This is a genomic window from Mesorhizobium muleiense (assembly GCF_900099905.1).
Lineage (GTDB): Bacteria > Pseudomonadota > Alphaproteobacteria > Rhizobiales > Rhizobiaceae > Mesorhizobium > Mesorhizobium muleiense.
This window is the reverse complement of sequence record NZ_FNEE01000005.1, coordinates 278,289-299,015: the sequence shown is the minus strand read 5'-3', so window position 1 is coordinate 299,015 and position 20,727 is coordinate 278,289. Positions and strand designations below refer to the sequence as shown.

Below are 20,727 nucleotides of genomic sequence, written 5' to 3'. Positions count from 1 at the left end.
AAAACTCCATCCAAACCTGACCTTTTCTATCGTCGGCGCATGACATCCTCGAAAGACCTGAAAAGACAGTTGCGACGCGAAGCACTCGGGCGCCGCGACGCGCTCGATCCGTTCTGGCGGGTGGAGGCAGCGCTCGAAATGGCCGAGACGGCGCGGGACAGCATTGCGATGGAGCCGGGCCAGATCGTCTCCGGCTTCTGGCCGATGCGCTCGGAAGTCGACGTCCGGCCGTTGATGTTCGCCTTGCGCGAAAAAGGTGCACGGCTTTGCCTGCCGGCGATTCTCGACAAGACCACCATCGTCTTTCGCGAACTGGTGCGCGGCGCGCCGATGATCGACATGGGGTTCGGCACCGTCGGGCCGCATGAGGAGGCCGAGGTGCTCGATCCCCAGGTGATGCTGGTGCCGCTCGCGGCTTTCGACGCGCGCGGCCACCGCATTGGCTATGGCGCCGGCTATTACGACCGTGCCATCGCGCGGCTGGTCGACAAGGGGCAGCCGCCGCGGCTGATCGGCATTGCTTTCGACTGCCAGCAGGTGGCGCTGGTGCCGGACGAGCCGCATGACGTGACCATTCCGGAAATACTCACCGAGAGCGGGTTGCGCCGGTTCGCGCCGAAATTGTAGATAAGTTCCTGGACGCATGGTCTTTTCCGGAAGTCATGCAGCTTTTTGCTTCGCTGACCTTCGGTTCGGGATCATGTTTAGATGAGACTTCTCTTCCTCGGCGATATGGTCGGCAAGACGGGACGCACGGCGGTGTGGGAACAACTGCCCGGCCTGATCTCGGATTTCAAACTCGACTTCGTCATCGTCAATGGCGAGAACGCCGCCGGCGGCTTCGGCATCACCGAAGAGATCTTTCGCGAGACGATCTCGGCGGGCGCCGATGTCGTCACCACCGGAAACCATGTCTGGGACCAGCGCGATGCGCTGGCTTTTGCCCCGCGCGAGGAACGGTTCCTGCGTCCGTCCAATTTCCCCAAGGGCACGCCAGGGCGGGGCTCGGGCGTCTACATCGCCAGGAACGGCGCGCGCGTTCTGGTCGCCAACATCATGGGCCGGGTGTTCATGCATCCCGAACTCGACGATCCATTTCAAGCCGGCGAGCGCGAGCTTGCCGCCTGCCCGCTCGGCGAGCAGGCCGATGCGGTGGTCATCGATTTCCATGCCGAGGCGACCTCTGAAAAAATGTGCTTTGCGCACTTCGTCGACGGCCGCGCCAGCCTGGTTGTCGGCACCCACACGCATCAGCCGACCGGCGACCACCATATCCTCAACGGCGGCACCGGCTATATCTCAGACGCCGGCATGTGCGGCGACTATGATTCTTCGCTCGGCATGGACAAGGAGGAGCCGCTCAACCGGTTTCTGTCGAAGGTGCCGAAAGGGCGCTTCGAGGCGGCGAGCGGCCCGGCGACATTGTGCGGCGTCGGCGTCGACATTTCGGATCGCAGCGGCCTGACCGAGCGGATTGCGCCGTTTCGCCGCGGGCCGCGGCTCGAAGAAACCGCGCCCTCGTTCTGGTCATGACATTGATGTAAGCGATTGCAGTACCTAATTGCCGGCCACGCCTGCTTCAGATCGTAAGAGGGGACGACCTCCATGCAGCTCATCGAATTCCTGGCGCCACATTTCGCCTTTGTCTCCGATCCGACTGCATGGGTCGCGTTGCTGACGCTGATCGTGCTGGAGGTGGTGCTCGGCATCGACAATCTGATCTTCATCTCGATCCTGACCAACAAATTGCCGGAGGCGCAGAGGGCCCGCGCCCGGCGAATCGGTATTTCGGCGGCGCTGATCATGCGGCTGGTGCTGCTTGCCACCATCTCGATCATCGTCCAGTTGACGGCGCCGGTATTCACCGCGTTCGGCCACGGGTTTTCCTGGCGCGATCTGATCCTGATCGCCGGCGGCCTGTTCCTCGTCTGGAAAGCGACCAAGGAAATCCACCACACGGTCGATCTCGAGGACCATCAGGACACGATGATGGGTGAGACGCTGCAGCTTTCGCTGGGCGGCGCCGTCTTCCAGATCCTGCTGCTCGACCTCGTCTTTTCGATCGATTCGATCATCACCGCAGTCGGCATGACCGACGAGATCGCCATCATGTATATCGCCGTGATCGTGGCAGTCAGCGTGATGATGCTGGCGGCCGGGCCGCTCGCCAACTTCATCGCCAAGAATCCCAGCATCGTCATGCTGGCGCTGAGCTTCCTGCTGATGATCGGCATGACGCTGATCGCCGACGGCATGGGCTTCCATGTGCCGAAGGGCTACATCTACGCCGCCATGGGCTTTTCCGCTCTTGTCGAGGGCCTCAACATGCTGGCGCGACGTCGGAGGAAGGCAAAGGCCGGCGCGGGGCACTGAGGTTGGCGGGGCGAAACGACGGCGCGAAGGCCTGAGCTCTGCCTCAATTGTCGCGGCCATGCAGAACCTTTGACACGTCGGAGGGACAGAAGGATCGCTGCAAAACGGCTTTTTGCACCCAGCGCCTTAAGCGGTCGGCGTGCCCTTCGGATGACGGTCGCCGATCAAGCCAAGCGTCAAGCCTTTCTCCAACCAGGCCTTGGCGCCGGCGAGTACCAGCGCGAAGCCATCGGTCGAGCCGATCGCCTGCTTGACCTGTTCATCGGTGCTGCCGGCAAAACCGAAATTGCGAACCTCGACAAAGGTGCCGCCCTGCATCTCGGTAAAAGTCCAGACCACCGTGGTCGGCGGATCGCTCCATTGCATGACGATCTTTTCGTTCGTGACGAACTCGCTGACCGTGACCGGCGTCGAAACACCATACATCCGCCACTCCCAGCGAACTTCCTTGCCGCTGTCCAACCTGCCGCTGCCGTGGGTGAACCAGAATTTCGTCGTGATCGCCGGATCGACGATGGCTTCGAACACTTCTGCGACCGGCCGCCGGATCAGCATGCCGGCTTCGGCGGTCGGTGTCTCACGGATGTCCATTTCGTCCTCCTTCCGAACCGGTCTCCGTCACCAGGCGTCGGGTTCGCGCACCAGGTGAATGATGTTGGCCGGATTGGTGATCCAGCCGCCACGAAAACCTTCGCCGAGCGCCTCGATGGCGTCGCAGCGCACAACACCGGCCTTGGCGAGATGATCGGCGGCGGCCGAAAAATCGTCGGTGAACAGTTCCAGCCAGACCTCGGCCTGGCTCAGCATCGGCGCCTCGTCGATCCACAGGCGATTGGGGCCGAGCTCGAATCCGATGGCCGGCGCCTTGGCCGTGAACGGTTTTAGGCCGACGACATCGCGGTAGAAGGCGATCGTCGCCTGGTGTTGGTGGGGCGGCACTTTCATGGCGATGTTGATGCCGCCGGTGATTTTCGCAGCCATTCTTTCCTCCGTCTTCTCAGATATTGTCTTCATTGGCGGGCTTGCCCTTCATCTCGCTGCGATAGTAGCCGTCGCGCAAATTGATGCCGTATTCGACATAGGCCTTCATGCAGGCCAGCATCTGCGACCAGCCCTCGCAATTGAGGTAGGACTTCTTCAGGCCGACCGCGTCCTCGTGCCAGCCGGCCTCGGCGATGGTGACGAAGGTGCCGCCATCGTCCAGCGGCTCGAAATTCATCTCGATGCGCGTCTTGTAGGCCGGCTTGCCGTCGGCGTCGGTGGCGTCCCAGCGCAGCACGATGCGGTTGTCTTTCTCCACCTCGTCGACCTCGACCGGGACCTTGCCCCACCAGACGACCCTGGCGCCGGCCACCAGCGGGGCACTGGCGCCGCCGATGGTGGTGAAATAGCCGCTGAGCTTGTTCGGATTGACGACCGCATCGAAGACTTCGGCAACCGGTTTGCCGATGCGGCCCGAAACTCTGAATCCAAGAGACATATCCACAGCTCCTTCCTTGATCGGATCGGTATTATGTTATAAAAATATAACATGTCAAGCAAGGCGCAGGATGACAATGTTTTCAAGGCGCTGGCGCATCCGCGCCGGCGCGCGCTGCTCGACGAGCTGAAGGACGCGCCGCGGACCACGGGCATGCTGTGCGATGCCTTTCCCGACATGGACCGCTGCACCGTCATGCTGCATCTGAAAGTGCTGGAGGAAGCCGACCTGGTGGTGGCGCGGCGCGAGGGGCGCGAACGCTGGAACCATCTCAATGCGCTGCCGATCAAGCAGATCCACGACCGCTGGATCAGCCAGTACGCCACGCATGCGATCAGCATTCTCGACCGGCTGAGATCCGATCTGGAGGAGTGAGCGTTCGCAGGAAAGCAGCTGGCGGTTACCTTGCCGCACCATCCTTACGGCGCGGCTGGACGAATTGAGCCGATTTATCTATAAGCCGGCCATTCCGAGATAGAGCGCCGTACGTCCATCCGGACGCAGCAGGGACGTTCTGAAATTTTGACTTCGAGCATTTTGGCAAAGGCGAGGTGACTACCTCGCTGCAGGATGCTCTGCCAAGAAGACGACAGGGGTGCCATGGCTGGCCATTCACAGTTCAAGAACATCATGCACCGCAAGGGCCGCCAGGACGCGGTGCGGTCGAAAATGTTTTCCAAGCTGGCGCGCGAAATAACCGTCGCCGCCAAGAGCGGGACGCCGGACCCGTCGATGAACCCGCGCCTGCGTCTTGCCGTGCAGAACGCCAAGGCGGTGTCGATGCCGAAAGACAACATCCAGCGCGCCATCAACAAGGCGTCGATGGGCGACGCCGAGACTTACGAAGCTGTGCGTTACGAAGGCTACGGGCCGGGTGGTGTTGCGCTGATCGTCGAGGCGCTGACCGACAACCGCAACCGCTCGGCGTCGAATGTGCGCGCCGCCTTCACCAAGGCCGGCGGGGCAATGGGCGAAACCGGCTCGGTGTCGTTCATGTGGGACCGTGTCGGCGAGATCTTCTATCCGGCATCGGTTGGCAGCGCCGAGAAGGTCATGGACGCGGCGATCGAGGCCGGGGCCGACGACGTCCAGTCGGACGAGGAAGGACACACGATCTATTGCGCCTTCGAGAATCTCGGCGAAGTGTCGAAGGCGCTTGAAGGCGCGCTCGGCGAGGCAGAGTCGGTGAAGCCGATCTGGAAGCCGCAGACCAACATTGCGGTCGACGAGGAGCGGGCACAGTCGCTGATGAAGCTGGTCGCGACGCTCGAGGACGATGACGACGTGCAGAGCGTTTATGCCAATTTCGAGGTCGACGACGAGACCATGGCGAAACTCAGCGCTGCATGATCACAGTTCGGCCGGACATGAGCAGAACTCAGTCCGGCATGAGCACAGCTCAGTCCGAGATATGGGCGGAGCTTAATCTGACATATGAGCGGAACTCAATCTGACATGACCGAAAAGCCGTTGCCCCAGGTCCGCATCACCTATTGCGTGCAGTGCCACTGGCTGCTGCGGGCCGGCTGGATGGCGCAGGAGCTGCTGTCGACCTTCGCAACGGATCTGGGCGAGGTCACGCTGGTGCCCGGCACCGGCGGCATCTTCACCATTTCCTGCAACGACACGCTGGTCTGGGACCGCAAGCGCGACGGCGGCTTTCCCGATGCCGCAAGGCTCAAGCAACTGGTTCGCGACGTGATCGATCCGGACCGCGATCTCGGCCATGCCGACCGCAAGAGCGACAAGTCAAAAGATACCCCGTCAAAAGACCCTGCCTGACGCAAGGTCTTTTAGACTTCTGCCCTCGTTCACCGCCACGCCACGATGAAGCAGGCCAGCGCGACGATGGCGGTGATGGTACGGACGTGGTTCCACATCACCCAGTCCCTGAGATAGGTGGCCCAAACGGCGGCGCCGTTGGCGCTTGCCGGATCGACGGCGGCCAGTGCGTTGTTGAGCGGCACGTTGAAAATCATCGTCACGATCAGGTTGCCGACGAGGTAGGTCAGGGCGCCGGCGAGAAGCCACAACGAGCCCGGTTGGCCCCAGCCGATGACAGCGCCGACGACGAGGACGAGGCAGATCAGCCCGGTGCCGAAAAGCGCGGTCATGAACAGCGGCGTCACCGCAGTGACGTTGATCGAATTCATGGCGGCGATACCGCCCACGGCAGGCATGCGGGCGAGGCCCGGCATGACGAAGCTGGAGAAGGCGAAGAAGACACCAGCGACGACGCCCGAGCCGAGCGCGGCGATGAAGGTGAGGCTGGGAAGCAGTTTCATGATCATGTCAGTCACTCCATATGCCCGTACCAGCGGTTTCGGTTGCATAGGCGGAAAAGTCCTTTGGGGCGCGGCCGAGCACGCGCTCGACGCCGTCGGTCAGCGCCTCGTTGCGACCGTCGAGCACTTCGGTGAACAGCTCGTTGAGCAGCCAGGCGAACTCGGCAGGCAACTCGTATCCGGCTACTGCGGTGGTGAACTCGGCATGCGAAATCCTGACAAAGCGGATGTCGCGGCCGGCCGCCTTGCCGATCTCGGCGACCGCGTCGGCGAAGCTCAGCAGACGCGGCCCGGTCAGCTCGTAAAGCTGGCCGACATGGCCTTGCCGGGTAAGCACCGTCACGGCGGCATCGGCAATGTCGTCGGCATCGACGAACGGTTCTCCGACAGTGCCGACCGGCAAAGCCACCTCACCGGCCAGCAGCGGATCGAGCAAAAAACTCTCGCTGAAATTCTGGGAAAACCAGGCGCAGCGCAGGATCGTCCAGTCGGCGCCTGAGGCTTTCAGCATCTCTTCGGCACGTTGCGCTTCGATCTCGCCGCGCCCCGACAGCAGCACCAGCCGGCGCACACCGCTTGCCACGGCAAGGTTGGCGAAGGCGCCGACCGCTTCGGCCGCGCCGGGCACCGCAAGATCGGGATAGTAGCTGATGTAGGCGGCACCGACACCATCGAGCGCGGGTTCCCAGGTCGTATCGTCTTCCCAGTCGAAGGGCGGGGTGCCCGAGCGCGAGCCGATCCGTACCGGCAGGCCCTGCGCCGTCAGCCTGTCCGCGAGACGACGGCCGGTTTTGCCGGTGCCGCCGAGGATCAAAATCGGTTTTGCTGCTGTATCGATCATGGCGATTTTCCTTTGCTCACAAATATGAGTAATCCTCACATTTGCAAAACGTGATAAACCCTCGTATTTTGTGAGTCAAGCCAGTTTGTTGATCATTCGCCAGGAGACAGTGATGGAAGGCTCGAGCGTAGCGGGTTCACAGGATGGCCAGATCGCATCGCCGCGCCGGGCGCCCAGCCAGCAGCGCAGCCGCGAGCGGGTCGAGCGGATGCTGGCCGCCGCCTCTGCGCTGATCGCCGAGCGAGGCAGCGATGTCATGCGCATGGGCGAAGTTGCGGAACGGGCCGGCGTGTCGATCGGCTCGCTCTACCAGTTCTTCCCGGACAAGCGGGCGATCATCTGGACGCTGGCCGAGCGCCACACCGCCGAAAGCCAGGCCTGCATCGCGGCAGCGCTTGCACAGGTCAGCGACGCCGAAGGGCTGCGGCGGGCATTTTCCGAGCTGGTGGATATCTATTACGGGCTGTTCCTGGCCGAGCCGGTGATGCGCGACATCTGGTCGGGCACACAGGCCGACAAGGCGCTGCGCGAACTCGAGCTCGCCGACAGCCGGGCCAACGCCGAATTCCTCACCGCGGTGCTGAAGCGGCTGCGGCCTACCGCCGATCCGGCGGCGCTGGAAACGACGGCGTTTCTCATCTGGCAGATGGGCGAGGCCACCATGCGGCTGGCGATCTCGGTCGGTCGAAAGGAAGGCGACGACCTGGTCGCCGCCTACAAGCGCATGGCGCTGCGCGAACTGGTCGACGAATAGAGCCGCATTCCGGTAAGAAAAAACCCGCCACGAGGGCGGGTTCCTTCTGATCCGAAAAAGGCTTACGGCTTAGAGCCCAAAACCTTCGAAACGCTTCTTGAACTTCGACAGGCGGCCGCCGCGGTCGAGCAGGGTCTGCTGGCCGCCGGTCCAGGCCGGATGGGTGGTCGGGTCGATGTCGAGGTTCATCGTATCGCCTTCCTTGCCCCAGGTCGAACGGGTCATGTATTCGGTGCCGTCGGTCATGACGACCTTGATGGTGTGGTAGTCGGGATGGATATCGGTCTTCATTGTGCTATTCCTGGTTCGCTGGCGCCGCTGACGGGCGTAAAGCCTGCGTCGATGCGCCCCTTTTTAAAACTCGAAGCCGCAGCTATTGAGGAGCCACGGCTTTTAAAAACGGTCGGCGAGCCTATACATCAGCCGGAATTGAATCACAAGGCCGCGGTAAGCGCATATTGAGGCGCATGCCCAGAAGGCGGCCAGAGGAAACGGTCATGGCGCACACCAGCGGCGATGCAGACGAGCGTAGGCGCTCGCTCAAGCCGCTGCGGCGCCTGTTCCCCTACATCACCCGCTACCGGAAAATGGTCATTGGCGCGGTCGTCTCGCTGACCGTTGCTGCGGCGACGACGCTGGCGTTGCCGCTGGCCGTGCGGCGCATGATCGACCATGGCTTTTCCGCTTCCGATTCCATTTTCATCGCCGAGTATTTCGCCATGCTCGTGGTGATGGCTGCCTTGCTCGCTGCGGCGTCGGCCAGCCGCTATTATTTCGTCATCACGCTGGGCGAGCGCGTCGTCGCCGACATCCGCAGCGACGTCTTCCGCCATGTCACGACGCTGTCGCCATCCTTTTTCGATACCGCACAGTCGGGCGAGATCGTCTCGCGGCTCGCCGCCGACACGACGCAGGTCAAGTCGGCGGTCGGTGCCACCGCATCGGTAGCGCTGCGCAACGTCATTCTTGGGCTTGGCGCCGTGGCTATGATGGTCTTCACCAGCCCGAAACTGTCGGGCCTCGTCATCGCCGCCATCCCGGTGATCGTGCTGCCGCTGGTCGCCTTCGGCCGCTCGGTGCGGCGAAAATCGCGGCTGGCGCAGGACACGCTGGCCGACGCCACGGCCTACGCCAGCGAGCAGATCGGCGCGGTGCGCACGCTGCAGGCCTTCACCAATGAGAAGCTGGTCACCGGGCATTTTTCAGCTGCCGTGGAAGCCGCTTTCGCGGCGGCGCGATCCTCGATCTTTGCCCGCTCCTTCCTCACCTTCTTCGCCATATTCATGATCTTTTCCTCGGTGGTGGCGGTGCTGTGGTTCGGTTCGCGCGACGTGCTCGACGGCACGCTGTCGCCGGGCACGCTCGGCCAATTCCTGCTCTATTCGGTGTTCGCCGCCGGCGCGCTTGGCGCGCTCTCGGAAGTGTGGGGCGAGCTTTCTCAAGCCGCCGGTGCTGCCGAACGGCTGACCGAGATCCTGGCCGAGACGCCCGCGATCCAGGCCCCGGCGCATCCGAAACTGCTGCCGGCGACGGCCAGAGGCGCAATCAGTTTCGACGATGTGTCCTTCTCCTATCCGGCCGGGCCCGACCGCGCTGCCGTCCACGGCCTGAGTTTCCAGGTCAAGCCCGGCGAGACGGTGGCGATCGTCGGCCCGTCGGGTGCTGGCAAGAGCACCGTCTTTTCGCTGCTTTTGCGCTTCTACGACCCCGAGACCGGCAAGATCATGATCGACGGCGTCAATGTGCGCGAGGCCGACCCCGTCGCCATCCGAGAGCGAATCGCCATCGTGCCGCAGGACGTCACCATCTTCGCGGCCAGCGCGCGCGACAATATCGGCTTCGGCCGTCCGGACGCCAGCCAGGCCGAGATCGAGGCGGCGGCCAGGGATGCACTTGCCGACGAGTTCATCCTGAAACTCGAAAAAGGCTATGACAGCCAGGTCGGCGAGCGCGGCGTGACCTTGTCCGGCGGCCAGCGCCAACGCGTGGCGATTGCCCGCGCGATACTGCGCCATGCGCCGATCCTTCTGCTCGACGAGGCAACCTCGGCACTGGACGCCGAAAGCGAGACGCTGGTGCAGACGGCGCTGGAGCGGCTGATGCAGGACCGCACGACGATCGTCATCGCCCACCGGCTGGCGACGGTGCTGAAGGCCGACCGGATCCTGGTCATGGATGGCGGCTGCATCGTCGAGGAAGGCACCCACCAGAGCCTCGTCGCCAAGGGCGGCATCTATGCGCGGCTGGCCAAGCTGCAGTTCGAAACCGGGGCGAACGCTTTCAGGGGCGCCGCGGAGTAGTAGGACGACGCTGCCAAACGGCTTCGCCTTTTGCAAACGGCGCTGGTCGGCAGTGACGAAAGTGCCGCCGCGTTCGATGCGCTTAATGGTATGTCAGGCGCCCTTCAGCACCTCCCCATAGCGCTTGCGCAAATGCTCGGTGAAATGCGTGGCGTTGAGCTTCTCGCCGGTGGCGCGTTCGAGCAGGTCGGGCGTCGACCAGCGTGAGCCTTGCGACCAGATCTTTTGCCGGCGCCAGTCGTTGATCGCCGCGAAATTTCCCTTGGCGAGATCTTCGTCGGCGCAGGGATGGTCTCTGGTCAGGGCGGCCCATTGCTGCGCCGCCATCATCGCGCCAAGTGTATAAGACGGAAAATAGCCGAAGGCAGCACCCGGCCAGTGCACGTCCTGCATCGGCCCGTCGGCCGGGATGTCGATGGTCGACAGGCCGAGATAGTCGCGCATCTTGGCGTCCCAGGCCTCCGGCAGGTCGGCGGCCTCCAGCCGCCCCGAGACAAGCTCCTGCTCCAGCTCGTAGCGCAGGATGACGTGCAGCGGATAGGTCACCTCGTCGGCGTCGACGCGGATCAGCCCGCGCTCGACCCGGTGTACGTGCGGCAGGATGTCTTCGATCGACCACGCCTCGCCGAGATGCTTTTCGACCACCGGCAGCGCCCAGCGCCAGAATTCGGGGTTGCGGCCGATCTGCTTCTCGACGAACAGGCTCTGGCTTTCATGCACAGCCATGCCGCGCGCCTTGCCTAGCGGCCAGTGCGCCCACGCCTGCGGCAGGTTCTGCTCGTAAAGCGCATGGCCGGTCTCGTGCAGCACGCCCATCAGCGCCGACAGGAAATCGGAGGTCTTGTAGCGGGTGGTGATGCGCACGTCGCTCGGCACGCCGCCGCAGAACGGATGATGCGATACCGACAGCGAGCCGTGGGTGAGATCGAAGCCGACCGCCGCCATCATGGCGAGGCCAAGCTCGCGCTGCTTTTCGATCGCATAGCTGCCCGAAAGCGGTTTTAGCGGATGTTTCGCCAGCCGCTCATCCTGCACCGCCAATGCCTCCGGTACGAAATCCCGCAGGAACGTCTTCAACTCGGCGAAGACCGGCGTGATGTCGGCGGCGCGGTTGCCGGGATCGTACTGCTCCATCAGCGCGTCGTAGGGATCAAGGCCGAGCACGTCGGCGCGAAGGGCTGCTTCCTCGCGCACCAGTGCGACGACGCCTTCTAGCGCCGGCAAAAAGCCGGCCCAGTCGTTCTTTGCACGCAAGTCGCGCCACAGCTGCTCGGAGCGCATCCGGGCGGTGGTTTGGCGCTCGACGAATTCGACCGGCAGGCAGGTCAGGTTGGTGTATTGCCGTCGGAATTCCTTGACCGCTGCCTGCTGTTCTTCGTTCAGCGTTTCCTGTTCGGCCGCTGCGATCCAGTCGGCGATCTCCGGCGCTGTCGCTCTGGCGTGATGCATGCCGGCCAGCGCCGACATCGCCTCGGCGCGCTTTTCGCCGCCGCCGACGGCCATGTGGGTCGCCTCGTCGGCGCCGAGAATGGCGAGCGCATGCTCCAGTGCTTCAAGCTTGTGGCCGAGGTCGTCGAGTTTTTGAAAGGACATGGTGGCTTCCGCTGAATTTGAACGGCGGGAAAAGATACCAATGCGCTGATATTGGCAACCCTGAAAGGCGGTTCGCGATGGCACATTGGTTGCTGGCCAGGATGCACGCTGCAATGGGTCTTGCGGGAGCGGTGGCGTGCGTGATCAATGTCGCGAGGCGGCGGCGCGTCGCATCGGGGAGACGAAGCATGATCGCCAATGTGCTGGTCGGGTTGGTGGCGCTGATCCACCTTTACATCGTCTATCTGGAGATGGTGCTGTGGGACACGCCGCGCGGCCACAAGGCGTTCAAACTGACGCCGGAATTCGCCAGCGCATCGAAAGTGCTTGCGGCCAACCAGGGACTCTACAACGGCTTTCTCGCCGCCGGGCTGATCTGGGGGCTTTACCTCGGCGCGGCCGGTTTCCAGATCAAGGTGTTTTTCCTGCTCTGCGTCGCCATCGCCGGCCTCTACGGCGCGGCGACGGTCGGCAGGAAAATCCTCTACGTCCAAACCGTGCCCGCTGCAGTTGCTCTGGTCGCACTCGTTTTGAGCCAGTAATCCGACGCCGGGGCGTAAGCCCGCTTAGGGTGGTGAGCGGAAGTCTAATTCGAAAGAGCTGAATGGCCGCTTCCACCCACTTGGCGGGATTAGATGCTCGCGGCGTAGTCGCGATGAAGAAGCTCGAACCCTCGTCCACCCATCATCCCACCGATTGCACCCAAATCGCTGCTGATTGCCGCGCTTAGAGAAACGGTCTCGCGAGCATTTCGGTGCCGAGGGCGAGCAGACAAATCAGGAACCAACGACGGAAGGTTGACGGACTGACGCGGCTGCGGACGATCTGCCCGGTCCACATGCCGGCGAGCGCTGGCACGATCGCCAGCGCCGGTATTGCGAGATTGTCGATCTGAAAGGCGCCTCGCCATGCCAGCCCGGCCGCGAGAGCAATTGTTGCGATGGTAAAGGACAGGCCGAGCGCCTGAACCAGATCGTCCTTCTCGAGACCGAGCGCCTGAAGATAGGGCACTGCCGGGATGACGAAGACACCGGTGCCCCCTGTGACCACGCCGGTTGCCGCTCCGATGACGGGCGACAGCCACGGTTCCAGGGTCGTCGGCACGCGAAGCTGGCGAGCGGCGAGCGTATAGGCGGCGTAGAGGACAAGAGCGGCGCCGAGCGCGCTTGTTGTGAGCACGGTGCCGCCGCTGGTGAGCAGCGACGAGCCGGCAATCGTCCCCACGGCGACTGCCAGTATCATCGGCCAGAGCCTGCGCGCGAGCAGGCCGAAGCTCGGACCTGCCAAAAGCTGCCAGACATTGGTCACGAAAGACGGGACGATCAGCAGGCTGGCCGCGGCCAGCGGAGAGATCAGCGCGCCGAGCACGCCCATGGCGACGGTCGGCAGCCCCATGCCGGTGACGCCCTTGACGATGCCGGCAGCAAAGAAGGTCGCGGCTGCCGCGACGACGAGCAGAAGTGAAAAGTCCATAATACCCTTCTGGTAGTGCATTTTGCGACGGTCACAATGCGGATGATCCGCAGCCAGACTTCGGCTGGTCCGAAGGCTGGATGTCGGATATCCTCGTCCGCATGCGCTTCGACCTGACCGACCTTCGCCTGTTCCTCGCCGTGGTGGATGCCGGCAGCATCACCCATGGAGCGGCGGATGTCGGGCTTTCGTTGCCGGCTGCCAGCGAGCGCCTGCGCGACATGGAAGCTGCCGGCAAAGTCAAGCTGTTCGAGCGTGGCCGCCGCGGCGTCACGCCGACCGAGGCCGGCGAAGCGCTGGCGCATCACGCCCGGGTGATCCAACGCCAGATGGCGCTGATGCGCGGCGAACTCGGCGAGCATGCCAGTGGCCTGCGGGCAACCGTCCGGCTTGCCGCGAACACGGCTGCCCTCACCGAGTTCCTACCTCAACGGCTCGGCATCTGGATGGCAGCCCATCCGCGGATCGATGTCGAGCTGAAGGAACGGCAAAGCATCGAGATCGCGGGAGCCGTCGCGGCCGGACTGGTGGAGATCGGCATACTTTCGGATGCGGTCGAAACTGGCGACCTGCACCTGCGTCCCTTCGCCATCGACCGGCTGGTTGTGGTGGTCCCGCGCGATCACGCGCTGGCAGCGAAGAAGCGCGTCGCTTTTGAGGACATCCTGCAACAGCACTTTGTCGGTCTGGCGGGCGGCGCGCTGCAGGACCACATCGATGCCCAGGCCGCGAGGATGGGCGTCAGGCTGAAGATGCGGTTGCGGATACGCACCTTCGAGGGCATCTGCCAGATCGCGGCGGCTGGTGTCGGCCTCGGCATCGTGCCCGAAACGGCGGCGCGCCGCTGCGGCAGATCTGCAAAGATCGCGGCCGTCCGCCTTGCCGAAGACTGGGCGACACGCCGGCTGTCGGTCTGCGTCCGCGCGCAGGAGGAGTTGACGCCGCCCGCGCTGGACCTCTTCGAGCATCTAGCATCGAGCGGTCCGCACGACTCCCATGGCCCGCGCGAGTTGACCTGAGGTCAAGTTTTTTAATGAAACTGACCATTCGTTCTATGACCCCGGAGGTCAGCAACGGGTCGGAACAGGTATTTCGCATCGGCACCAAGCGTCAGGTTTTGATCAACCGGCGCATGATCCCAAACCGAAGGACGGAAAAGGACCATGCGCAACTCAAATTGCTTCCGCGTCCTTTGCGCGTCCGAAAACCCGTGGAGCTGTACTGAATGGTTTCAGCCTTTTGGATAGTTTGGGCCGTAGCCGTTCGGATAGTACCCGCCATCGCCGCCGCTGCCGACGAGGAAGGCGCTGCCGGTCGCAGCCCGCAGCCTCTGGCTCACATGATCGAGCTGCGTCAGCATTTGATGATATCGCGTGGCCGGCATCGTTCCATCTCGCGCGGCCCTCCGGGCGGCCCGATCAAGTTGACCGACCTGTGTGCGCAAGCCACGTGCCTCGTCCGGCTTGATCCTGTTCGCCTGCATGGCGGCTTGGATACCGGTATCCACGCTCTCTATCTGGTTGATCAAAGCTGTCTCACGCGGGCCGGCGTAGGCACCAGCAAACGGAACGGTGACGAGAAGTGCGGCGAGCGTTGCAGTCTTAAGGGTTTTGGGCCTGAGGGTCTTGGGAGTGAAAGAGCGCATGTTGCGTCTCCTTTTACAGGGGAGGCGGCGATTGGGAGGGCCACCTTCCGGCCGTGGGCCGTCGGTTCCGTCGGGTCGCATTGGACGCTTCCACCGCCGGCGGTTCTCGGCCCCATGACATAGCTAGGAGCGATCCTCGGCAAAGTGTAATCAAAAAAAGGTAATCTTTTCAGGCCTTGCTGGCCTGCATCGCCGCCCTAAGTGCGGCCGCCGCCTGGAGCCGGGGCGATCAGCGCTCGGTCAGTTTCAGCTCGATGCGGCGGTTCTTGTTGCGCGCGTCTTCGGTATCGGCGGGGTCGAGCGGCTGGAATTCGCCGAAGCCGGCGGCAACCAGGCGGTTGGCCGGCACGCCGTTTTCGATCAGGAACTTCACCACCGAGGTCGAGCGCGCCGTCGACAATTCCCAATTGTCGCGGTAGCGGCCGGTGCCCGACAGCGGCTTGTCATCGGTGTGGCCGTCGACGCGCAGCACCCAGTTGATCTCCGGCGGGATCTCCTTCTGCAGGTCGATGATGGCGTCGGCGAGCTTCTTCATCTCGTCCTTGCCGGCATCGTTGATCACTTCGGAGCCTGTCGGGAAAAGCACTTCCGACTGGAAGACGAAGCGGTCGCCGACGATGCGGATGTTCTCGCGGTCGGCGAGGATTTCGCGCAGGCGCCCGAAGAAGTCGGACCGGTAGCGGTTCAGTTCCTGCACACGTTGCGCCAGCGCGACGTTCAGGCGGCGGCCGAGATCGGCGATCTTGGTGTTGGACTCGCGATCGCGCGCTTCGGACACGTTGAGCGCTTCTTCGAGTGCTCCGATCTGCCTGCGCAGCGCCGAGATCTGCTGGTTGAGGATTTCAACCTGGCTCAGTGCCTGCTGGCTGATCTGGCGCTGGTTGTCGAGTTCGCCCGACAGCGCCGTGGCCCGCTGGTTGGCGGCGTCGCCGGCACCGGCGCCTTGCGCCAGCAATTGCTCGAGCCGGCTCTTTTCCGCCTCCGACGCCGACAGCGACGCCTGCAAATTGGCGAGCGAATCTTCCTTGTCCTGCGTTGTCGAACGCTCCAGCGCCAGAAGCTGGGTCAGTTCGTTGATCTGCGAATTGAGGCGGTTGAGCACCGTGTCCTTGCCGGAGATTTCGCGGCCGAGCAGGAACTGCGCCAGCACGAAGACGGTAAGCAGGAACATGATCGCGAGCAGCAACGTCGACAGCGCGTCGACGAAGCCCGGCCAGTAATCGATACGGCGATCGGCACGCCGGCTCCTGGCGAGAGCCATGCTAATGGACTCCAGTCTTCTTCAAGGCGTCGGCGATCTTCTCCAGAGTGTTGCGCATCGCCTTCTGCTCGTCCGACTGGGCCTCGACCCAGTCGCGCATGATCTGCTGCTCCGAGCGCATGTTCTTGACCAGACCCGAAATGCCGTCGGCAAGGTTGGCCATGGCGGTGGCGACACGCGGATTGGCGCCGCCGCCGTTCTCTTGCATGCTGCGCAGTCTTTCCGACAGGACGCGGATCTCGTCGGAGGACTCGGCCCTGGGCGGTTCGGCGACGACGATGTCGGAGGACAGGTCGGTGACCGAGGACAGCCAGTTTTCGAGCTCGGTGTAGAAGCGTGTCTGGGCGCGGCCAGCCTGCAGGTCGAGGAAGCCGAGCACCAGGGAACCGGACAGGCCGAACAGCGAGGACGAGAAGGCGGTGCCCATGCCGGCCAGCGGCGCGGAAAGTCCGGCCTTCAGGGATTCGAGCACGGCGGCGGCATCGCCGGTGCCGGGATCGAGCGAATCGATGGTTTCGCGGATCGAGCCGATCGTGTTGAGCAGGCCCCAGAAGGTGCCAAGCAGACCAAGGAATACCAGCAGCCCGACAAGATAGCGCGAGGTGTCGCGGCTTTCGTCGAGGCGGGTGGCGATCGAATCGAGCATGGTGCGCATTGAGCTGGTCGAGAAGGCGATCGTCGGCGAGCGGCCGATCATCGCCTTCATCGGCGCCAGCAGCACCGGTTCGGTGGTTTCGGAGCCGGCCCGAAAAGAGTTGACCCAGCGCACTTCGCGAAACAGCCGGCCGACCTGCGCGAAGGCCAGCAGGATGCCGACCGCAAGCACGCCGACGATCAGGCCGTTGAGACCGGGATTGGTGGCAAAGGCAGTCGAGATCTGACGGGTCAGGATGGCGGCGATGAAAGCGACGATCATCAGGAAGATGACCATGGTCAGGAGAAAGACCTGCGGGCTCGACAATTTGTGCGGATCGTACATCAGCACGTCGGAGCGCCTGCCCATGCCGAAGGATTTGAGTAAAGCCATCCGTGCCCCGTTTCCGATGCCGCCGCCGCCGCCGCCGCCAATTCACGTTTGACGGCGACTCTAAACGCAATTGTGACCAAATTGAATGGCGCTTGGCAATATTGCCAAGCGGACCATTGCGTTAGGGTCGGTTGATGACCAGGCAGTCGACCATGGCGGCAAGATGCAGGCCGGCGCCGGTGACGACAAAGCCGTGCCACAGCGCATTGTGGAAGCGCAGGCCCTTCCAGGCGAAGAAGATGACGCCGCAGGAATAGACGATGCCGCCGGCGACGATCAGCGCGATCGATGTCGTCGGCAATGTCTCGACGAGCGGCTCGACCAGAACGATGCCGCTCCAGCCGATGGCGAGATAGAAGACGATCGCCAGCCGGTCGAAGCGACCGGGAAGAAGCACTTTGATGGCGATGCCGATCGCTGCCGCGGCCCAGACCAGGACGATCATCGAGATGGCCAGCGACGAACCGTCGAGCTGGGCGAGGAAAGGCGTGTAGGTCGCGGCGATCAGCAGATAGATCGCGGCATGGTCGAAGCGCCGCAATATCCACTTGGCAGGCGACGACACCGGCCACAGATTATAGGCCAGCGACACCGACAGCACGGCGAGCAGCGAAACCACGTAGAAAGCGGCGGCGATATATTCGCCCGGACCTGTATGGAAGGCAGCCAGCGCCAGCACCGTCGAGCCAGCAGCAATGGCGAGCACGATGCCCACCGCATGGACGATGCCGTCAGCGATCATTTCGGCGCGCGAATAGTGCCAGCGTCCCATGAAGGGGATTTCGATCTGGGGTATCTCGATCTGGGATTTCGGGCCGATATGCGTCATGAATGATCCTGCATCCGCCTATTTGGGCGCATGCCGGACAGCATTTCAAGCTTTCGTTGCGGTTTTGCGACTGCGGCGGTTCAGCGCGCCAAGTCCGGGTTCATGCTTTTTCGGGGATCATGGTCTAGCGCGGCGTCACCGGCTTCCTGACGGTCTTCAACAGCGCACGCTGGATGGTCTCGTTGCCGGCGACGATCGAGCCGCCATCCAGCATGTTCTGCCCGCCGGCGAAGTCGGAGATGAAGCCGCCCGCCTCGCGGATCAGCAGGATGCCGGCGGCGACGTCCCAGGCCGACAGGCCGGTTTCCCAGAACCCGTCCATGCGGCCGGCAGCGACGTAGGCGAGATCGAGCGAGGCGGAGCCGAGGCGGCGCACGCCCGAAACTTCGGCCATCACGTTGCGCAGCTCAATCAGGAAATTGCCATGTTGGCCGCGGCCGAGATGCGGCACGCCGCAGCCGATCACCGTGTCGATCAGCTTGGTGCGACCGGCAACCCGCAGCCGGCGGTCGTTCATGAATGCGCCGCCACCGCGCTCGGCGGTGTAGAGTTCGTCCATCGCCGGATTGTAGACGACACCGGCGACGATCTGGCCCTGGCGCTCCAGCGCGATCGAGATGGCGAAGAGCGGAATGCCGTGCAGGAAATTGGTGGTTCCGTCGAGCGGGTCGACGATCCAGCGGTGCTGGCTGTCGTCGCCTTCGATCAGGCCGCGCTCCTCCATCAGGAAGGCATAGCCCGGCCGCGCCTTCGACAGCTCGGTGAAGAGGATTTCTTCTGCCTTGCGGTCGGCCTGGCTGACATAGTCGCCCGGCCCCTTCATCGAGACCTGCAGGTTCTGCACTTCGCCGAAATCCCGCGACAGCGAGCGGCCGGCCTTCATAGCGGCCTGGACCATGACATTGAGGATCGCGGAACGCGCCATTGCTCTTCTTCCTGCCGCTGCGCCTATTTGCCTTGAGGCATGATCTTATCCAAAAAGTCTGCAACTTTTTGGGATGATGCTATTTGCTTTGAGACATGATCTTGTCCAAAAAAGTCTGCAACTTTTTGGGATCATGCCTTAGTCGGCGCGGCGCACATAAGTGATTTCGTTGGTGTCGACGATGATACGCTCGCCCGAGCCGATGAAAGGCGGCACCAGCACGCGAATGCCGTTTTCCAGCATCGCCGGCTTATAGGACGAGGCGGCGGTCTGGCCCTTCACCACCGGGTCGGCCTCGGTGATCGTCAGCGTCACCTGGTCGGGCAGCGAAATGCCGATCGGCCTTTCGTCATAGAGCTGGACCGTCACCATCATGCCGTCCTGCAGAAAGGCAGCGCGATCGCCGACGAAATCCTTTTGCAATTCAAGCTGCTCGTAGCTTTCGGTGTCCATGAACACCAGCGCTTCGCCCTGTTCGTAGAGGAAGGAGAAATCCTTCATCTCCAGTCGGATCTGCTCGACTGTCTCGGCCGAGCGGAAACGCTCATTGAGCTTGGTGCCGTTGATCAGGTTCTTCAGCTCGACCTGGTTATAGGCGCCGCCCTTGCCTGGTTTGACAGCGTTGGTTCTGACCGCCACCCACAGGCCGCCATCGTGCTCGATGACGTTGCCGGGACGGATTTCGTTGCCATTGATCTTGGCCATGATGATGTGATCCGGAATGAGATTTCGCGACGAAAGCGATTTGGCGCCTCCAAGACCACAAATCGCCAGGAGAGGCAAGGGATTGGGCAAGAGGGGGGAGTGGGCAAGAGGGGGAGCGGGCAAGGGGTGGCATGAGAGGAGTGGGGGAGGCGGAGCCATTCCCTCGTCAGCATCCGCTGCCCGATATTCACTGTCCGCGACGCTTTACGGCAGGCGGTTGGCCTTCTGCAGCAACTGCTTGGTCTGGTCGTCGGTCAGGCCCTGCAGAAAATCGTCCATCTCCGGATCGATCAGCCCGGCGCGCCGTGCGACGACGTACCAGGCGCCGGCAAGGATCGGATCCGGATCGGTGCCGATGCCGCCCATGTAAAGCTTGGCGAGGCGGTTCTGGGCGGCGACATTGCCGCCCTCGGCGGCCTGTTTCATCCAGCCGAAGCCGGACTTCAGGTCGCGGGCGCCACCGCGTCCCTCGATCATCCAGGCAGCGAGATCGATCTGCGCCGTATCGTAGTTCTGCCTTGCTGCCTGCGCCAGCAGGCCGCGCGCCTGGGCATCGTCGCGCAGCTTGCCGCCGACGCCATTGGCATAGACCTGCGCCAACGCATATTGCGCGTCGGCAAGGCCGGTCGCGGCGGCGCGCTGATAATAGGACACGGCCTTTGCGATGCCGGCATCGCCGGGGTCCTGCCGCACCAGCAGCTGCGCGAAATTGAACTGCGCCAGACGGTTGCCGGCCTCGGCGGCGGCCTGCATCAGCGCGTAAGCCCCTTTCTCGTCCTTCTTGACGTAGCGGCCGTCGAGCAGCATCAGCGCATATTGGAACTGCGATTCCGGTATCCCCTGCTCGGCGGCAAGCGCGTACCACTTGGCCGCCTCCGCCGCGTCGACCGGCACGCCAAGGCCGCGCGACAATATCTCGGCGATCAACGTCTGCGCCGCCGGATCGCCGTTCTGGGCGCGAACCAGAGCGAGGTTGTAGGCCGTCTTGTAAAGGCCGCGCTGGAAGGCGCCATAGGCAGAATCCGACGGCTTTGCACCGAAGCGGTCGGGATTGATGGCGTCGGCCGACGGCAGCGGCGCCGTGGTGGCGGGCTGCGGCAGCGGCGTGGCGATCGGCTTGTCCGTGCTTGCAGCGGTGTCGGGCTTCGGTTGCGGCAATGGGACGGTTTCCGCCACGGCGACCTGCACCGTGAGCTGCGCAAGCAAAGCACTGAAAAGGATTGTCGGCGCGGGCAC

At 63.3% G+C, this 20,727-nt stretch carries 26 protein-coding genes; 11 read left to right on the top strand and 15 right to left on the bottom strand.

Annotated features, from left to right (window positions below):
- Positions 1-39: 39 nt before the first annotated feature.
- From BLT09_RS12830 to BLT09_RS12820, 3 genes are all read left to right on the top strand, one after another.
- On the top strand, positions 40-627 hold the full coding sequence (locus BLT09_RS12830) for a 5-formyltetrahydrofolate cyclo-ligase (RefSeq protein WP_023800021.1): 588 nt from the start codon (positions 40-42) through the stop codon (positions 625-627).
- An 81-nt stretch (positions 628-708) separates the two neighbouring features.
- Positions 709-1,533, top strand: coding sequence for a TIGR00282 family metallophosphoesterase (locus tag BLT09_RS12825; RefSeq protein ID WP_023800020.1), 825 nt, complete (start codon positions 709-711; stop codon positions 1,531-1,533).
- Between the two features lie 72 nt (positions 1,534-1,605).
- A complete protein-coding gene (locus tag BLT09_RS12820) occupies positions 1,606-2,373 on the top strand; it encodes a TerC family protein (protein WP_091593467.1) in 768 nt (255 codons plus the stop codon).
- Positions 2,374-2,499: 126 nt separating this feature from the next.
- On the opposite strand, the gene BLT09_RS12815 is transcribed toward BLT09_RS12820, so the two are convergent.
- Genes BLT09_RS12815 through BLT09_RS12805 form a run of 3 tightly spaced genes read right to left on the bottom strand, consistent with a single transcriptional unit; the run spans position 2,500 to position 3,853 of the window.
- Entirely contained in the window at positions 2,500-2,964 is a 465-nt protein-coding gene (locus tag BLT09_RS12815) for an SRPBCC family protein (protein WP_091593465.1), read from the bottom strand.
- A 27-nt stretch (positions 2,965-2,991) separates the two neighbouring features.
- On the bottom strand, positions 2,992-3,354 hold the full coding sequence (locus tag BLT09_RS12810; protein ID WP_091593463.1) for a VOC family protein: 363 nt from the start codon (positions 3,352-3,354) through the stop codon (positions 2,992-2,994).
- A gap of 16 nt (positions 3,355-3,370) precedes the next feature.
- Complete coding sequence (locus tag BLT09_RS12805; protein WP_091593563.1) at positions 3,371-3,853, bottom strand: SRPBCC domain-containing protein; 483 nt, start codon at positions 3,851-3,853, stop codon at positions 3,371-3,373.
- 51 nt (positions 3,854-3,904) lie between these two features.
- Here BLT09_RS12805 and BLT09_RS12800 point away from each other — a divergent pair, with 51 nt between their 5' ends.
- The 3 genes from BLT09_RS12800 to BLT09_RS12790 all read left to right on the top strand — a co-directional run bounded on the left by BLT09_RS12800 (position 3,905) and on the right by BLT09_RS12790 (position 5,635).
- Complete coding sequence (locus tag BLT09_RS12800; RefSeq protein ID WP_023800015.1) at positions 3,905-4,228, top strand: ArsR/SmtB family transcription factor; 324 nt, start codon at positions 3,905-3,907, stop codon at positions 4,226-4,228.
- Between the two features lie 225 nt (positions 4,229-4,453).
- On the top strand, positions 4,454-5,203 hold the full coding sequence (locus BLT09_RS12795; RefSeq protein ID WP_023800014.1) for a YebC/PmpR family DNA-binding transcriptional regulator: 750 nt from the start codon (positions 4,454-4,456) through the stop codon (positions 5,201-5,203).
- A 105-nt stretch (positions 5,204-5,308) separates the two neighbouring features.
- Positions 5,309-5,635, top strand: coding sequence for an Rdx family protein (locus tag BLT09_RS12790; RefSeq protein ID WP_091593461.1), 327 nt, complete (start codon positions 5,309-5,311; stop codon positions 5,633-5,635).
- Positions 5,636-5,664: 29 nt separating this feature from the next.
- Here BLT09_RS12790 and BLT09_RS12785 read toward each other — a convergent pair whose 3' ends face one another.
- Complete coding sequence (locus tag BLT09_RS12785; RefSeq protein ID WP_091593459.1) at positions 5,665-6,144, bottom strand: anthrone oxygenase family protein; 480 nt, start codon at positions 6,142-6,144, stop codon at positions 5,665-5,667.
- A 1-nt stretch (position 6,145) separates the two neighbouring features.
- Entirely contained in the window at positions 6,146-6,979 is an 834-nt protein-coding gene (locus BLT09_RS12780) for an NAD(P)H-binding protein (RefSeq protein WP_091593458.1), read from the bottom strand.
- A gap of 112 nt (positions 6,980-7,091) precedes the next feature.
- On the opposite strand from BLT09_RS12780, the gene BLT09_RS12775 reads away from it, so the two are divergent.
- Positions 7,092-7,733: a TetR/AcrR family transcriptional regulator gene (locus BLT09_RS12775; protein WP_091593561.1), complete on the top strand. Its 642-nt coding sequence runs from the start codon at positions 7,092-7,094 to the stop codon at positions 7,731-7,733.
- Positions 7,734-7,802: 69 nt separating this feature from the next.
- Here the strand turns inward: BLT09_RS12775 and rpmE are convergent, their stop codons facing one another.
- The gene (rpmE, locus tag BLT09_RS12770) at positions 7,803-8,024 is read right to left on the bottom strand and encodes a 50S ribosomal protein L31 (RefSeq protein WP_006327661.1); all 222 of its coding nucleotides are present in this window, start codon (positions 8,022-8,024) and stop codon (positions 7,803-7,805) included.
- Between rpmE and BLT09_RS33670 the strand changes: the two genes are divergently transcribed.
- Together BLT09_RS33670 and BLT09_RS12765 are read left to right on the top strand one after the other, a co-directional pair.
- Positions 8,007-8,195, top strand: coding sequence for a hypothetical protein (locus tag BLT09_RS33670; RefSeq protein ID WP_139172593.1), 189 nt, complete (start codon positions 8,007-8,009; stop codon positions 8,193-8,195). The two genes, rpmE and BLT09_RS33670, sit on opposite strands and share 18 nt — an antisense overlap.
- Before the next feature lie 35 nt (positions 8,196-8,230).
- A complete protein-coding gene (locus tag BLT09_RS12765) occupies positions 8,231-10,033 on the top strand; it encodes an ABC transporter transmembrane domain-containing protein (RefSeq protein WP_091593456.1) in 1,803 nt (600 codons plus the stop codon).
- 93 nt (positions 10,034-10,126) lie between these two features.
- Here the strand turns inward: BLT09_RS12765 and BLT09_RS12760 are convergent, their stop codons facing one another.
- Positions 10,127-11,626 (bottom strand): carboxypeptidase M32, encoded by a 1,500-nt coding sequence (locus tag BLT09_RS12760; RefSeq protein WP_091593454.1) that lies wholly within the window; start codon positions 11,624-11,626, stop codon positions 10,127-10,129.
- Between the two features lie 188 nt (positions 11,627-11,814).
- Here BLT09_RS12760 and BLT09_RS12755 point away from each other — a divergent pair, with 188 nt between their 5' ends.
- Positions 11,815-12,168, top strand: a complete 354-nt coding sequence (locus BLT09_RS12755) for a DUF1304 domain-containing protein (RefSeq protein ID WP_091593453.1) — start codon at positions 11,815-11,817, stop codon at positions 12,166-12,168.
- A 184-nt stretch (positions 12,169-12,352) separates the two neighbouring features.
- Here BLT09_RS12755 and BLT09_RS12750 read toward each other — a convergent pair whose 3' ends face one another.
- The gene (locus BLT09_RS12750; protein ID WP_413468413.1) at positions 12,353-13,102 is read right to left on the bottom strand and encodes a sulfite exporter TauE/SafE family protein; all 750 of its coding nucleotides are present in this window, start codon (positions 13,100-13,102) and stop codon (positions 12,353-12,355) included.
- Between the two features lie 98 nt (positions 13,103-13,200).
- Between BLT09_RS12750 and BLT09_RS12745 the strand changes: the two genes are divergently transcribed.
- Positions 13,201-14,118: a LysR family transcriptional regulator gene (locus BLT09_RS12745; protein ID WP_091593559.1), complete on the top strand. Its 918-nt coding sequence runs from the start codon at positions 13,201-13,203 to the stop codon at positions 14,116-14,118.
- Positions 14,119-14,330: 212 nt separating this feature from the next.
- Here the strand turns inward: BLT09_RS12745 and BLT09_RS12735 are convergent, their stop codons facing one another.
- From BLT09_RS12735 to BLT09_RS12705, 7 genes are all read right to left on the bottom strand, one after another.
- Entirely contained in the window at positions 14,331-14,744 is a 414-nt protein-coding gene (locus BLT09_RS12735; RefSeq protein WP_091593445.1) for a hypothetical protein, read from the bottom strand.
- Positions 14,745-14,973: 229 nt separating this feature from the next.
- Entirely contained in the window at positions 14,974-16,005 is a 1,032-nt protein-coding gene (locus BLT09_RS12730; RefSeq protein ID WP_023800005.1) for a peptidoglycan -binding protein, read from the bottom strand.
- Between the two features lies 1 nt (position 16,006).
- On the bottom strand, positions 16,007-17,032 hold the full coding sequence (locus tag BLT09_RS12725) for a MotA/TolQ/ExbB proton channel family protein (RefSeq protein WP_091593443.1): 1,026 nt from the start codon (positions 17,030-17,032) through the stop codon (positions 16,007-16,009).
- Between the two features lie 121 nt (positions 17,033-17,153).
- Positions 17,154-17,861 (bottom strand): PAQR family membrane homeostasis protein TrhA, encoded by a 708-nt coding sequence (gene trhA / locus BLT09_RS12720; protein ID WP_091593441.1) that lies wholly within the window; start codon positions 17,859-17,861, stop codon positions 17,154-17,156.
- Between the two features lie 124 nt (positions 17,862-17,985).
- Positions 17,986-18,786 (bottom strand): inositol monophosphatase family protein, encoded by an 801-nt coding sequence (locus tag BLT09_RS12715; protein ID WP_023800002.1) that lies wholly within the window; start codon positions 18,784-18,786, stop codon positions 17,986-17,988.
- 138 nt (positions 18,787-18,924) lie between these two features.
- Positions 18,925-19,491 carry an elongation factor P gene (gene efp, locus BLT09_RS12710; protein ID WP_023800001.1) on the bottom strand — a complete coding sequence of 189 codons (567 nt, stop codon included), beginning with the start codon at positions 19,489-19,491 and terminating at the stop codon, positions 18,925-18,927.
- Positions 19,492-19,695: 204 nt separating this feature from the next.
- Positions 19,696-20,727 carry a tetratricopeptide repeat protein gene (locus BLT09_RS12705; protein WP_091593439.1) on the bottom strand — a complete coding sequence of 344 codons (1,032 nt, stop codon included), beginning with the start codon at positions 20,725-20,727 and terminating at the stop codon, positions 19,696-19,698.